Source organism: Caulobacter sp. Root655 (genome assembly GCF_001427665.1).
Lineage (GTDB): Bacteria > Pseudomonadota > Alphaproteobacteria > Caulobacterales > Caulobacteraceae > Caulobacter.
In genome coordinates this window covers 181,846-193,844 of record NZ_LMHC01000012.1, presented here as the reverse complement: position 1 = coordinate 193,844, position 11,999 = coordinate 181,846, and the positions used below count along the sequence as shown (strand labels likewise).

Sequence of the window (11,999 nt, the reverse complement as noted above, 5' to 3'; positions counted from 1 at the left end):
CCGCCTGGGGCAGATGGGGCGGGAGCGCGGGCTTGGCTAGGGCTCATGAGGGATATGAGGGAAGTTTGTGGTTGGCGTCTCCCTGGCCGCCACGCGCCACGACGGTGGGGCCATCCACTTCCCAGGCCTCATGCGCCTCGCCGCCGCTGCGATCCGGACGCCATGACCGTCGAGACGCCCAGACCGAACGCGGCGACGATGACGTCCCAATATTCAGTCTTCGATCTCGAAATAATCCACGGTTTCGGTGTCAGGCCAGATCGAACAGGTGCCCGTCCCGCGAATGAAGATGCGCTTCTTGAGCGTATATGCGGTCATGAAGGCCGAGAGCTGCGACTGGCCGACCAGAGTGCTGGCGTTGATCGCGTAACGGGCGTCCAGGCCAGCCCCCGAGCACGCCGGGCGAGGTCCTCTTGAACCATTGGTGCTGAAGAGCACGGCTCCATTCGACATTCCCAGAACATGGCTGATGACGCCCAATTGGGCGTCTGACGCATGAGCGGGAACCGCGGCGGCCGTCATCGCGACGATCGCCCCCGCCAGAGCGACAAACTTGTTCTTCATGACCGCCCCATGGTTGTAGAGCTTGAGTATGGCCGAGGGGTCGTCGCGGCGCAATGTAGGGGCGAGTGTGTGACGAAAAATGTTACTCATCGCCTACCGCGCCGGCAGCGGTGGCAAATCCAGCCGCCGCGCCTCCGCCATCTCGCCGTACAGCGCCACGATCGCCCGGTGGCGCGGCAGGTCGCGGGCGGCCTCCACCGCCTCGTGCAGGGCGATCAGCGCCCGGCGCAGAGCGGCGTTGGCGCGGTCGAGGGTTTCGAGCGACAGGTCGGCGGCGACGATGTCAGCCGCGTCGGCGTACTGAGCGCCATAGACCTCCGCCGCCTCCGCCAGCACCGCCGCGATGGCGTCGTTCTCCCAGGCCCGCGCCGGGTGGCCGCGCTCGACCTCCTGGGCGGCCAGCAGCGACAGCAGGGCGATCACCCCGATGCGGCCGGTCATGAACTCGCCCTGGGATTCGGGCGGAGCGGGCACGGCCAGGCTGAGGAAATTGCCGCGCAGGATGTCGGGTAGGGCGGGGGTCATCAGAAGCCCTCCCCAAACGCGGCCAAGTCGGCGAGACGTTCCGCCAGGATCTGGTCGTGGCGCCGCGCGGTGTACCAGCCCGAGATCGCCAGGATCGGATCGGTGAAGCCGCCGTCGCGATATTCCTTGGCCGCCGAGGTCCAGATCGCCTGGCCCTTGACGGCGTTGAACAGCGACCACCAGGCCAGGGCGGTTGGATCGACCCGAAGTCCGCTGGCCGCCTCCCAGATCGCGATGGCTCGCTCTTGCGGGATCATCCCGCCGACCCTGGTCTCGTCGAAGTGGTTCCACAGCGGGTCGAAGGCCCAGCCCAGGTCCTCGATCGGGTCGCCCAGATGGACCATCTCCCAGTCGAGGACGGCCAGGATCCGGCCCGCCCCGTCGTGCATGAAATTACCGGTCCGGTAGTCGCCGTGCACCAGGGCCACCCGCTGGGCCGGCGGCGGCGGGTTGCGGCGCAGATGGCGGATGGCGGCCCGGACGATCGGCTGCGGATGCTGTTCGTCGGCCTCGATCACTCCGGCCCAGTGGTCCAGGGCGATGCGCCAGCAGTCCCCGGCGACCGGAAGCGCGGCGGCCTCGCGGATCGGCGTCCCCTCGTGGTCCAGCGCCGCCAGCTGGCCCAGGATCGTGAAGAATCGCTCGCCCAGCGCCTCGGCGTGGGCGCCGTAGGGGTCGAAGGTGAAGGGCGAGGCGACCACGCCGCCGTCGATCCGCTCCATCAGGAAGAACGGCCGCTCCAGCGCCCCGCCGTCCTGCTCCAGGGCGATGGCCTGGGGCACGGGGACATGGCCGTGGACGGTGCGATAGGCCAGGAACTCCAGCCGCCGGTCGGTGTCGATCAGGCTGCCGGTCGGGTCGCGGCGCAGGATCATGCCGTGGGTCACGCCGCCCGTTTCGGCGTCCAGCCGATAGGTCTCGCGGCTGGCTCCGCCGGAGATCCGCGACAGGTTCGCCACCGTGGTCGGCGCGCCCCACAGGTCGGTGAGATAGGCTTCCAGCCGCTGGGCCAGGCTCCCGCTCACGAAGCCAGGTCCAGGATGCTCTTGAAGCCCGAAGGCGCGTGCGGCCCCAGCACCAGCTGCTCGAACACCCCGCGCCCGACCCGCACGCGGCCGTCGGCGGTCCGGTAGGTCACCTTCGACACGGCCTGGATGTGCAGGTGGTGGGGCATGGCGCGGTCGAGGTCGGCCAGCACGAAGTCCTCGCGCTCGACCTTCAGCGGGCCATGGTTGAGGCCATGGCCCCAGACCGGATGGCCGTAGCCCAGGCCCAGCATGAAGAATTCGGCCTGGGGCTGGATCGTCACCTCGCCGTCGGGGAGGCTGAGCGTGGCCCGCGTGGCGTGCCGTGTGCCCGGGCGCCAGTCGACGCCGTAGGCTGCCGCGTCGAAGTCGCTGGCCCCGTCGCGTTCCGAGCCCAGCGGCGCCCACACCGCCCGCCGGTTCCAGGGCCGGCCATGCTCGTCGTCATTGGTGTGGAAGAACAGGTCGCCGTCCTCGAACGCGCAGGGGCTCCACAGCCAGAAGAACTGCGGCGGAGCCGTCGGCGCGGCCTCCTGCGGGTCGCGCGCCCCGACCGGCCGCACGCCCCAGGAGCGGTCGCGCGTGCCGACGAAGCCGTCCAGGTCGTGGCGCTGGCCGTCGACCTCGATCCAGCCCGTATAGCGGCCGTTCTGGGTCAGGCGGGTGTAGTCCAGCAGGGTGCGCGGTCCGATCCGCCGGGTGAAGCGCGGCTCCTCGATCGGGAACGACCGGCCCTCGAAGGTGACCTCGGCGCGGATCCCCTGCTCGGGGGCCTCGACGGCGATCTTCAGCCGATGCAGCGGTTCCAGCACCTGGATGGTGATGGGCCCGACGGCCAGGTCCATCCGCTCCATCTCCAGCCAGCGGCTGGCGTGCAGGTTGACCTGCCGACCGTCCTTCATCCAGCAGAACGCCGCGTCGGCGATGTTGAGGTGCGGATAGACCCCGAAGGCCGCCGCGAAGAAGGCGTCGCCGTCGCCTTCCGCTGGGTAGCCATTGAAGAAGTAGCGGTCGTAGAAATTGCGGTCCGTGCCGGCATAGGCCACGGGCTCGGCCGTCTGGTGGATCGGATAGTCATCGCCCCGGGTCAGCGCCATCTCAGACCGTCCCGCCGGGCGTGAAGGCGACGTCCAGGCGGCGGATGGCGTGGACGAAGTTGTTGGGGGCGATGTCGATGTCGCCGGTCCAATGGATGTCCGGGAAGCGGCCGAGGATCTGGCGATAGGCCTCCTCCAGCTGGATCTGCGCCACCCGCTTGCCGATGCAGACGTGCGGGCCGTAGCCGAAGGCGATGTGCTTGTCGGCGTTGGGGCGGGTGATGTCGAGCCGGTCGGGCTGGTCGAACACCGCCTCGTCGCGGTTGGCGGCCCCGTAATACATCACCACCTTCTCGCCCGCCCGGATGGCCTGGCCGGCGACCTCGGCGTCGCGGGTGGCGGTGCGGCGCATGTAGATCACCGGGCTGACCATGCGGACGAACTCGTTGACCGCGCCCGGCAGCAGCGACGGATCGGCGACCAGCCGCGCCTTCTGGTCGGGGAATTCGGTCAGCAGCTTCATCGCGCCCGACAAGGTGTTGCGGGTGGTGTCGTTGCCGGCGAAGACGATCAGCAGCCACGAGCCGTCCAGATATTCGTCGCTGAGCAGGGTCCCGTCGACCTGGGCGGCGGCGATGGCGCTCATCAGGTCGGCCTGGGGCTCCAGCCGGCGCTTGTGCAGCATGGTCCGGCCGTAGTCGAACATCTCCTCGACGTTGGTGTTGAAGTCCTGGACGAACTGCATCAGCTCCAGGGTCGGGGTGACGGGCGCCAGGTGCTGCTTCAGCGCCAGGTCCTGGGCCAGCTCCAGATAGTGCATCCAGCGCAGGAACTTGCCGCGGTCCTCGGGCGGCACGCCGAGGATCTCGCACAGGGTGAACAGCGGCAGGCGCGACGAGAACCGCTCGACCAGGTCGCAGTGGCCCAGCGGGGCCATCGCGTCCAGCAGCCGGGTGACCTCGGCCTTCACCGCCTCGGCCACGCCGCGCAGGTAGCCAGGGGTGAAGTATTTCATGTGCTCGCGGCGCAGCTGCATGTGCTCGGCGCCGTCGAGGTTGATCATCGCGTCCATCGAGGCGCGGTAGAGCAGGGCGTGGCGCTTCTGCGGGTCGCCGTGCGCCATCAGTATGCCGCCCTTGCGCGACGAGAAGGTCTCCGGATCGCCGTTCACGGTCATGACGTCGGCGTGGCGGGTGACCGCCCAGAAACCGGGGCCGCCATAGGGCTCGGGGTGCCACATCACCGGGGCCTGGGCCCGCATGCGGGCGAAGTCGCCATAGGGCTGGCCGCCGGTGAACCGCTGGATCTCCGACAGGTCGATGTCGAGGATGGGGAAGACCGTCGGGGCGCCCGGCCCCTCGAGGCCGTCGATCGCGGTTTCGCTGACAAGCTGCATGGCTCGCTGGCCTTCCCTATGGACCCGCGAACTTCGTCGCGTGGTTTCGTTCGAATAGTTCAGACGACACATGTCGTGTCAATCTACTGGCGTCGATTCATGGGATATGGCAATGAGCGCGGACGGGGACAGGCGCATGCGCCTGTCCCCCAGACGTGTCCCGGAGGAAAGCAGGCCTTGGCGCGAGCGGCGATGGAACGAACAGGCGGCCTGCGCGAGGCGCAGCGGCGGCTGACGCGCGAGCGCCTGGTCGACGCGGCCGTCGACCTGTTCAGCCAGCGTGGCTTCCGGGCGGTGACCATCGAGCAGATCGCCGCGGCGGCCGGCGCCAACCGCGCCACCTTCTACCTGCATTTCCGCAACAAGGAGGACGTGGCCAACGCCATCGGCGATCGCCTGGTCCCCAACATCCAGGCGAACTTCGCGGCGCTCGACGCCCTGGTCGATCCGACGAAGGACGCGGTCCGCGCCTGGCTGGCGGCCGGCATGGCCGACCAGACCGAGGAGCGCCGCAACCTGCTGGCCGTCGCCACCGAGGCCAATGTCGCCGACCCGGACCTGGCCGACGACTACCTGCGCTTCATCAACCTGTTCATCGACAGCATGCCCCGCTACCTGGCCCGCTTCCCCGACGCCGAGCGGCCGGCCGCGCGGATGCGGCTGCTGATGCAGATGGTCCAGCTGGAGCGATTGTCCTACGTGGTGATCGTCCAGCGCGCCTCGATGCCGCTGGACCCGCTGCTGGACGCCATGGCCGAAAGCTGGTGGCGGCTGCTGCGGGGCGGTTGAGGGGGAGGAGCTTGGGCTGAGCCGCCGCCCTTATTCCGCCTCCCCGGCGAAGGCCGGGGCCCAGGTGAAGCCCACGAGCCGCCCAGGATGAATCTGGGTCCCGGCCTTCGCCGGGAAGACGGCGGTGGGAGAGGTGCGGTTCAACGAGAAGCAACCGGCTCTATCCCCCCAAACGCAAACAGCGCCCGTGCCTGGGGGAGAGGCACGGACGCTGCACTTGCAGGACGCTGGGGCCGGCCGGGGGGGAGAGCCGGGTTGTCCGCGTCGAAGAAGAGATTGGGCGTCGAACGGGGCTTTGCAACGGCGCGACTGAGGTCTTTTCACGGTCGGATCGTTTCAGACGTTCAATCTTGTTGCAGGCCCGCCCCCCTCTCCGGGGTTCCTACTTCTTCAGCATCGCCTTGATCTCCGCCTGGGTGGCGTTGATCAGGGTCGCGCCGTCGCTGACGGCCAGGTTGGCGACGGCCACGGCGAAGGAGTCCGTGCCCATCTTGATGGTCGCCATCGGCTTGCCGCTGGCGTCGGGCTTGACCTCCGCGACCTCGCCGATCACGGCGCCGGTGCTGTCCTTGACGGGTTGTCCGGCGGCCACGGGCGCTGCGGCGGCAGGGGCGCCGGCGGCTGGGGCGGCGCCTTCGGCCGGCGCGGCGGGAGGCGTGGTCTGATCCGCCGGGGCGGTGGTCTGGGCGAGGGCGGGCGCGGCGACGGCGAGCGCGACGGCGGCGGCGGCGAGTTTCACAAATGAGCGCATTCGGTTTCCAGTATGTTGAAATGTCCCCCAACTGTCACAGACAGGCTGGCGCGGCTTTTGGGCGAGGGCACGACCGGGATGGGGCCGAAATGGGTCCGGTGGTGAAGGTTGTTCTGAAGCAGGGGCGGTTGAACGGCTTGGGAACGGCTGAAGCGCCGTGCGTCCTTCGAGGCCCTCCCATGGAGGGCGCCTCAGGATGAGGAACTCAGAAAACCGTCCTCATCCTGAGGTGTGAGGCGAAGCCGAGCCTCGAAGGACGCACGGCGCATGCCAAAAGGCCGCTGCCCTACCCGCCGAACCGGGCCCGGTAGGCCTGGGGCGTGGTCGCGAACGACTTGCGGAAGTGGTGGCGCAGGGCCGCGGCGCCGAAGCCGACCGACTGGGCGATCTGCTCGACGCCGGCCGGGCTGGTCTCCAGCAGGTCGCGGACCCGGGCCAGGCGCTCGGCCAGCAGCCAGCGGGCGGGCGTCGTGCCGGTGGCGGCCTCGAAGCGGCGCAAGAAGGTGCGGGGGCTCATGCCGGCGGCGCCCGCCAGGGCCTTGACCGTATGCTCGCCGGCCAGGTCGGCGCGCATCCGCTCCAGGGCCGGACCCAGCCGGGCGCTCTCGTGGACGATCGGCACGGGGCGCTGGATGAACTGGGCCTGGCCGCCGTCGCGGTGCGGCGGCGCCACCAGCCGGCGGGCGACGGTGTTGGCGGCCTCGGGGCCGTAGTCGCGGCGCACCAGGTGCAGGCCCAGGTCCAGGCCCGCCGCGCTGCCGGCCGAGGTCAGGACATCGCCGGCGTCGACATAGAGCACGTCGGGCCGCACATCGATGTCTGGATAGAGGGCGCGCAATATGTCGACATAGCGCCAGTGGGTGGTGGCCTTGCGTCCCGCCAGCAGGCCCGCCGCCGCCAGCACGAACACCCCCGAGCAGATCGACATCACCCGCGCGCCCCTTCGATGGGCGACCTGGAGCGCGTCGATCAGCGGCTGGGGGACCGGCGCGTCGGCCCCGCGCCAGCCGGGGACGATGACCGTGCCGGCCTGCTCGACCAGGTCCAGCCCGCCGTCGGCCGTCACCTGCACGCCACCCAGGCCGCGCAGGGGCCCCGGTTCGATCGCCGCCGTCGCGAACCGGTACCAGTCCGGCCCCATCTCGGGACGGGGCAGGCCGAACAGCTCGACCGCGACGCCGAACTCGAAGGTGCACAGGCCGTCATAGGCCAGGGCGACCACCAGGCGGTTTGGGGGCAGGCGGTTGGGGAGGATCGAGCGTTCAGGCGGCTTTGGCATGATCTTTACGGCCTATGGCGATCGTGCCAGCTAACGCGATGCGCCGCCTTGGGGCAAGTCTGCTGTCGCCCAACAGAGGAGGCCGCCATGAGCTTTGTTTCCGCCATCCCCGCCGCGTTGCCGCGGGACGCCGTCGCCCACTTCGCCCGCCGGCTCAGCGTCGAGACCGACTGCTCGGACGTCGGCGCCGCGTTGAAGGCCGGCGACGTCGATTTCGTGCTGTTGCACGTCGTCGGCACGCCGGAGGCCTATGCCCGCCGGCACGTGCCCGGGGCGATCCACCTGCGCCACGCCGAGATCACCGCCGAGCGCATGGCGGCGTGGTCCTCCGACACCCTGTTCGTCGTCTATTGCGCCGGCCCGCACTGCAACGGCGCCGACCGGGCCGCGCTGCGGCTGGCCCATCTGGGCCGGCCCGTGAAGCTGATGATCGGCGGGATCACCGGCTGGGAGGACGAGGGGCTGGCGTTCGCGACGGGCGCCGAGCCGGGCAAGCTGGCCGCCGCCGCGTGACTTCGGTCGCCCGGCGCGGCTAATGGACAGGACTCTCGCCCGGGCCGTCCGTCATGGCCCGGGCGAGGGCTCTTCGCGAACGGAGGCGTGCTTGATCACCTGCTACCTGCGCTACGTCATCGATCCCTACAAGCTGGCCGAGTTCGAGGCCTATGCGAAGCTGTGGATCCCTCTGGTCAACCGCATGGGCGGCGTCCATCACGGCTATTTCCTGCCCAGCGAGGGAGCCAGCAACATCGCCCTGGCGCTGTTCAGCTTCCCCAGCCTGGCCACCTACGAGGCGTATCGCGCCCGGATCCCGGACGACCCGGAATGCCAGGAAGCCCTGGCGCTGGGCGAGCGCACCCGCTGCATCGTCAGCTACGAGCGCAGCTTCATGCGTCCGGTGTTCGAGGGTGGAGATTAGGCGGTATCGACATTCAGCGCTTCGGGCCGTTCGACCGGTCTCCGAACCATCCCTTAATACCCGTCATTCCCGCCCCTGTGGCGGGAACCCCTTTGTCCGCCGCAAGGGCGGGGGGTGTGGCGCGCCAGCGCGCCAAGGCGCTTCACCGTCATCTGAACCAGGGGTTCCCGCCACAAGGGCGGGAATGACGACAGGTTGGGGATCACGCCTGAATGTCGATCCGCCCTAGACCTCCTGGAAGCGTAGGCCGATGACGCCGAGCACGATCAGGGCGATCCAGGCCAGCCGGGCCAGCGTCAGCGTTTCGCCAAACAGCGCCGCGCCCAGCAGGACGGTCCCGGCCGCGCCGAGTCCGGTCCAGACCGCATAGGCCGTACCCACCGGCAGCACCCGCAGGCTGCGGCCGAGCAGCAGGACCAGGCCGGCCAGCGCCGCCAGCGAAGCCAGGGTCCAGCCGAGGTGGCGAAAGCCGTCGGCCCGCTTCATCGTCAACGCCCAGACGACGTCCAGCCCCGCCGCCGCGACCAGGGCGATCCAGGCCATGGACGGGGTCATCGCGCGACCTCGCCCAAGGTCACGAGCAGCCTGGACGCCAGCCGATCGGCCTCGCGCTCGGCCAGCGCCTGGCCCTGGGCGACGATGTCCGGAGCGCCGACGGTGGGTTCGACCGCGACCTCGGCGATGTCGGTGACGCCGATGAAGTTCAGCCAGGCGCGCAGATAGGGCTTCTGGAAGTCGGGGCGCGGGTCGCGGCCCGAACCGAAGTCGCCGGCGCTGGCCTGGACCAGAGTCGCGCCGACCCCGCCGAGCAGCCCGCGATAGCCGGTGTCCGGCGAGAAGGCGAAGGTCAGGCCCGGCTGGGTGACCAGGTCGATATAATGCTTGAGCCGGTAGGGGATCGACAGGTTCCACATCGGCGTCGAGATCAGCAGGTGGTCGGCCTGGCGCAGGCGCTCAACCAGGGCGACCACGGCGCGCCATGCCTCGGCTTGGGCCGGCGTGTGTTCGGTCTTGGCCAGCACCGCGTACTTGGCGTCCAGGGTCTGGCCCGAGAACGCGGGCAGGGGTTCGCGCCAGACGTCGAGGACGTCGATGCGGATTTCCGGCGCGGCGACGCGGACCTGGTCCAGCAGCCGGCGGGCGATGGCCGACGACCGCGAGCGCGCGTCGCGGGGCGAGGCTTCGATATGGAGCAGGCGAGGCATGGCGGGAGGCTCCGTTGCCGGGGATCGGAGCGCCCTATAAGGATTTCAGAATCGATCTCCGCCATAGCCAGGATCGCAATGCCTGATTTCAATTTTGAACAAACAGATTGGGACGACCTGCGGGTGGCGCTGGCGATCGCTCGCGCCGGATCGCTCTCCGGCGCGGCGCGGACGATCGGGGTCAGCCATCCCACGATGTTTCGACGGCTCAGGAGCCTCGAGGCCCGGCTGGGCGTGCGGCTGTTCGAGCGGACGTCGGCCGGCCTGGCGCCCTCCGCCGCCGGCGAGGCCCTGGTCCAGGCGGCCGAAGCGATCGAGGCGCGACTGACGCAACTGGGACGCACGCTCGAGGGCCGCGAGGGCCGTCCCTCCGGAACGGTCCGGCTGGCCACCACCGACACCCTGATGGCCGGGCCCCTGCCGCCGATGCTGGCGGCCTTTCGCGGCGCCTATCCCGAGATCGTCGTCGAGGCCGGGGTCTCCAACGCCATGGCCGACCTGTCGCGGCGCGAGGCCGACGTGGCGATCCGCCCGGCGCTCGATCCGCCGCCGACCCTGACCGGCCGCCGGGTCTGCGCCCTGGCCTTCGCCGTCTATGGCGCGCCCGGCGACACCGGCCAGGGCGAGGGCGACTGGGTCGCGCCGGACGACAGTCTTTCGGCGCTGAAGCTCAGTCGCTGGATGGCCGAGCGCGGCCTGTCGGCGAGGGCGACCTTTCGCGGCAACAGCCTGGTCAGCCTGCGCGAGGCGGCGCGCGCGGGCCTGGGGCGCGCCGTCCTGCCCTGCTATCTCGGCGACCTCGATCCCGGTCTGCGGCGGCTAGGCGATCCGATCGCCGAGCTGGCGACGGAGCTGTGGGTGCTCACCCACCCCGACCTGACGACCGCCGGACGCATCCGGGCCTTCCTGGACGAGATATACCGGCGACTGGCCGAGCGGCGGGACCTGTTCGAGGGAACCTAGTGCGTTTTCAAGCGAAGTGGATACCGGTTCGCGTGAAGAAAACGCGTCAAAACAAAAGACTAGAGCGCCCGGCCTGATGCAATCAGGTCGGGAAACGCTCTAGGGCTTCTCGCCCAGCGTCTTCAGCATCCCCAGCCGCGCCAGCTCGTCGGCGCGTTCGTTGTGGACATGGCCGGCGTGGCCCTTGACCCAGCGCCAGTCGACGTCGTGCCTGGCGCGGGCGGCGTCCAGGCGCTGCCACAGGTCGACGTTCTTGACCGGGCTCTTGTCGGCGGTCTTCCAGCCCTTGGCCTTCCAGCCGTGGATCCACTGGGTGACGCCCTTCATCACGTACTGGCTGTCGGTGTGCAGCTCGGCCTTGGTCGGCTTGTTCAGCGCTTCCAGGGCCTGGATGGCGCCCATCAACTCCATGCGGTTGTTGGTGGTCGCCAGGTCGCCGCCGCACAGCTCCTTCTTCTTGTCGCCGTACATCAGCAGGGCGCCCCAGCCGCCGGGGCCGGGATTCCCCCGGCAGGCGCCGTCGGTATAGATCACCAGCTTGGGGGTCACGCGCCGGCTCCGAACAGGCTGAGGCCCTCGCGGTGGACGGCCAGCTTGCGCTCGTATTCCAGCGGGTCCTTCGGCCTGACCAGGGCCCCGGCCGGGGTCGAGCCCCAGTCGGCCAGGCGGGTCAGGAAGAAACGCATGGCCGCCCCGCGCGCCAGGATCGGGATGGCCTCGCGCTCGGCCGGGCTCAGCGGCCGCCGGCGCTCGTAGCCGGCGATCAGGGCCCGGGCGGCGGTGACGTTGAAGCTGCCGTCGGCCTCGAAACACCAGGCGTTCAGGGTCACGGCGATATCGTAGGCGAAGGCGTCGTCGCAGGCGAAGTAGAAGTCGATGGCGGCGGCGAACTTGCCGTCCGGCTTGAAGAACACGTTGTCGGGGAAATAGTCGGCGTGGATCACCCCCGACGGCAGGCCGCGCGGCCAGGCCAGGGCCAGCTCGGCCAGGTCCTTGTCGATGGTCGCGGCCAGGCCGGGCTTCAGGCCGTCGGCGTCCTTGCGGTGCCTGGAAAACAGCGGGGCCCAGTGCGGTTGGCCCAGGTCGTTGGCGCGGCGGGCGGGATAGCCTTCGCCGGCCAGGTGCAGCCAGGCCAGGCCCTCGCCGGCCTCGCGGCAGTGGGCGACGGTGGGGCGGCGGGCCGAGAGGCCGGGCAGGAACTCGACCAGGGCGGCGGGCTTGCCGCGCAGGGTCTTCAGCGTCGCGCCCGAACGGTCGGCGATCGGCTTGGCGCTGGGATAGCCGCGATCGGCCAGCCAGGTCAGCAGGTTGAGGAAATAGGGCAGGTCCTCGGGCTTGGCGCGCCGCTCGTAGACCGTGAGGATGTAGCGCCCGGCTTCGGTTTCCAGCAGGAAGTTGGAGTTTTCCACCCCCTCGGCGATGCCTTTGAACGCCAGGGCCTGGCCCAGGTCGTAGTCGCCCAGGAAGGCGGCGAGTTCGTCGTCGGTGATGTCGGTATAGACGGCCATGGGGCGGGGATGGGGGAGGCGGCGCTGGCGGTCAAGTG

Annotated in this window: 15 protein-coding genes; 4 read left to right on the top strand and 11 right to left on the bottom strand. The window is 70.0% G+C overall.

What is annotated here, in order from left to right; translation table 11 throughout:
- Positions 1 to 213: 213 nt before the first annotated feature.
- The 5 genes from ASD79_RS10000 to ASD79_RS09980 all read right to left on the bottom strand — a co-directional run bounded on the left by ASD79_RS10000 (position 214) and on the right by ASD79_RS09980 (position 4,547).
- Positions 214 to 564 carry a hypothetical protein gene (locus ASD79_RS10000; RefSeq protein WP_056721093.1) on the bottom strand — a complete coding sequence of 117 codons (351 nt, stop codon included), beginning with the start codon at positions 562 to 564 and terminating at the stop codon, positions 214 to 216.
- Positions 565 to 657: 93 nt separating this feature from the next.
- Positions 658 to 1,089, bottom strand: a complete 432-nt coding sequence (locus ASD79_RS09995) for a hypothetical protein (RefSeq protein WP_056721092.1) — start codon at positions 1,087 to 1,089, stop codon at positions 658 to 660.
- Complete coding sequence (locus ASD79_RS09990) at positions 1,089 to 2,114, bottom strand: phosphotransferase family protein (RefSeq protein WP_082584867.1); 1,026 nt, start codon at positions 2,112 to 2,114, stop codon at positions 1,089 to 1,091. The genes ASD79_RS09995 and ASD79_RS09990 overlap by 1 nt, the downstream gene beginning before the upstream one ends.
- Positions 2,111 to 3,211 (bottom strand): hypothetical protein, encoded by a 1,101-nt coding sequence (locus ASD79_RS09985; protein ID WP_056721090.1) that lies wholly within the window; start codon positions 3,209 to 3,211, stop codon positions 2,111 to 2,113. The genes ASD79_RS09990 and ASD79_RS09985 overlap by 4 nt, the downstream gene beginning before the upstream one ends.
- Before the next feature lies 1 nt (position 3,212).
- Entirely contained in the window at positions 3,213 to 4,547 is a 1,335-nt protein-coding gene (locus tag ASD79_RS09980) for a cytochrome P450 (protein ID WP_056721088.1), read from the bottom strand.
- 192 nt (positions 4,548 to 4,739) lie between these two features.
- On the opposite strand from ASD79_RS09980, the gene ASD79_RS09975 reads away from it, so the two are divergent.
- Positions 4,740 to 5,336 carry a TetR/AcrR family transcriptional regulator gene (locus ASD79_RS09975; protein WP_235524386.1) on the top strand — a complete coding sequence of 199 codons (597 nt, stop codon included), beginning with the start codon at positions 4,740 to 4,742 and terminating at the stop codon, positions 5,334 to 5,336.
- Positions 5,337 to 5,718: 382 nt separating this feature from the next.
- On the opposite strand, the gene ASD79_RS09970 is transcribed toward ASD79_RS09975, so the two are convergent.
- On the bottom strand, positions 5,719 to 6,087 hold the full coding sequence (locus tag ASD79_RS09970) for a hypothetical protein (RefSeq protein WP_056721084.1): 369 nt from the start codon (positions 6,085 to 6,087) through the stop codon (positions 5,719 to 5,721).
- Positions 6,088 to 6,373: 286 nt separating this feature from the next.
- The gene (gene ftrA, locus ASD79_RS09965) at positions 6,374 to 7,366 is read right to left on the bottom strand and encodes a transcriptional regulator FtrA (RefSeq protein ID WP_056721082.1); all 993 of its coding nucleotides are present in this window, start codon (positions 7,364 to 7,366) and stop codon (positions 6,374 to 6,376) included.
- 87 nt (positions 7,367 to 7,453) lie between these two features.
- On the opposite strand from ftrA, the gene ASD79_RS09960 reads away from it, so the two are divergent.
- Together ASD79_RS09960 and ASD79_RS09955 are read left to right on the top strand one after the other, a co-directional pair.
- Complete coding sequence (locus tag ASD79_RS09960) at positions 7,454 to 7,879, top strand: rhodanese-like domain-containing protein (RefSeq protein WP_056721080.1); 426 nt, start codon at positions 7,454 to 7,456, stop codon at positions 7,877 to 7,879.
- 91 nt (positions 7,880 to 7,970) lie between these two features.
- Positions 7,971 to 8,285 carry an NIPSNAP family protein gene (locus ASD79_RS09955; protein WP_056721078.1) on the top strand — a complete coding sequence of 105 codons (315 nt, stop codon included), beginning with the start codon at positions 7,971 to 7,973 and terminating at the stop codon, positions 8,283 to 8,285.
- 225 nt (positions 8,286 to 8,510) lie between these two features.
- Here ASD79_RS09955 and ASD79_RS09950 read toward each other — a convergent pair whose 3' ends face one another.
- Both ASD79_RS09950 and ASD79_RS09945 read right to left on the bottom strand, forming a co-directional pair.
- Positions 8,511 to 8,840 (bottom strand): multidrug efflux SMR transporter, encoded by a 330-nt coding sequence (locus tag ASD79_RS09950; protein WP_056721077.1) that lies wholly within the window; start codon positions 8,838 to 8,840, stop codon positions 8,511 to 8,513.
- Entirely contained in the window at positions 8,837 to 9,490 is a 654-nt protein-coding gene (locus tag ASD79_RS09945; protein WP_056721076.1) for an FMN-dependent NADH-azoreductase, read from the bottom strand. The genes ASD79_RS09950 and ASD79_RS09945 overlap by 4 nt, the downstream gene beginning before the upstream one ends.
- A 78-nt stretch (positions 9,491 to 9,568) precedes the next feature.
- Between ASD79_RS09945 and ASD79_RS09940 the strand changes: the two genes are divergently transcribed.
- Positions 9,569 to 10,453, top strand: coding sequence for a LysR family transcriptional regulator (locus ASD79_RS09940; RefSeq protein WP_056721075.1), 885 nt, complete (start codon positions 9,569 to 9,571; stop codon positions 10,451 to 10,453).
- A gap of 99 nt (positions 10,454 to 10,552) precedes the next feature.
- On the opposite strand, the gene rnhA is transcribed toward ASD79_RS09940, so the two are convergent.
- Positions 10,553 to 11,002: a ribonuclease HI gene (gene rnhA, locus ASD79_RS09935; protein ID WP_056721074.1), complete on the bottom strand. Its 450-nt coding sequence runs from the start codon at positions 11,000 to 11,002 to the stop codon at positions 10,553 to 10,555.
- Entirely contained in the window at positions 10,999 to 11,961 is a 963-nt protein-coding gene (thrB, locus tag ASD79_RS09930) for a homoserine kinase (protein ID WP_056721072.1), read from the bottom strand. The genes rnhA and thrB overlap by 4 nt, the downstream gene beginning before the upstream one ends.
- Positions 11,962 to 11,999 lie beyond the last annotated feature (38 nt).

Bases quoted from the DNA above. Each gene is read 5' to 3' on its own strand.
- ASD79_RS10000 (WP_056721093.1), bottom strand. From the start codon at position 564: ATGAAGAACAAGTTTGTCGCTCTGGCGGGGGCGATCGTCGCGATGACG.
- ASD79_RS09995 (WP_056721092.1), bottom strand. From the start codon at position 1,089: ATGACCCCCGCCCTACCCGACATCCTGCGCGGCAATTTCCTCAGCCTG.
- ASD79_RS09985 (WP_056721090.1), bottom strand. From the start codon at position 3,211: ATGGCGCTGACCCGGGGCGATGACTATCCGATCCACCAGACGGCCGAG.
- ASD79_RS09980 (WP_056721088.1), bottom strand. From the start codon at position 4,547: ATGCAGCTTGTCAGCGAAACCGCGATCGACGGCCTCGAGGGGCCGGGC.
- ASD79_RS09975 (WP_235524386.1), top strand. From the start codon at position 4,740: ATGGAACGAACAGGCGGCCTGCGCGAGGCGCAGCGGCGGCTGACGCGC.
- ASD79_RS09970 (WP_056721084.1), bottom strand. From the start codon at position 6,087: ATGCGCTCATTTGTGAAACTCGCCGCCGCCGCCGTCGCGCTCGCCGTC.
- ftrA (WP_056721082.1), bottom strand. From the start codon at position 7,366: ATGCCAAAGCCGCCTGAACGCTCGATCCTCCCCAACCGCCTGCCCCCA.
- ASD79_RS09960 (WP_056721080.1), top strand. From the start codon at position 7,454: ATGAGCTTTGTTTCCGCCATCCCCGCCGCGTTGCCGCGGGACGCCGTC.
- ASD79_RS09950 (WP_056721077.1), bottom strand. From the start codon at position 8,840: ATGACCCCGTCCATGGCCTGGATCGCCCTGGTCGCGGCGGCGGGGCTG.
- ASD79_RS09945 (WP_056721076.1), bottom strand. From the start codon at position 9,490: ATGCCTCGCCTGCTCCATATCGAAGCCTCGCCCCGCGACGCGCGCTCG.
- ASD79_RS09940 (WP_056721075.1), top strand. From the start codon at position 9,569: ATGCCTGATTTCAATTTTGAACAAACAGATTGGGACGACCTGCGGGTG.
- thrB (WP_056721072.1), bottom strand. From the start codon at position 11,961: ATGGCCGTCTATACCGACATCACCGACGACGAACTCGCCGCCTTCCTG.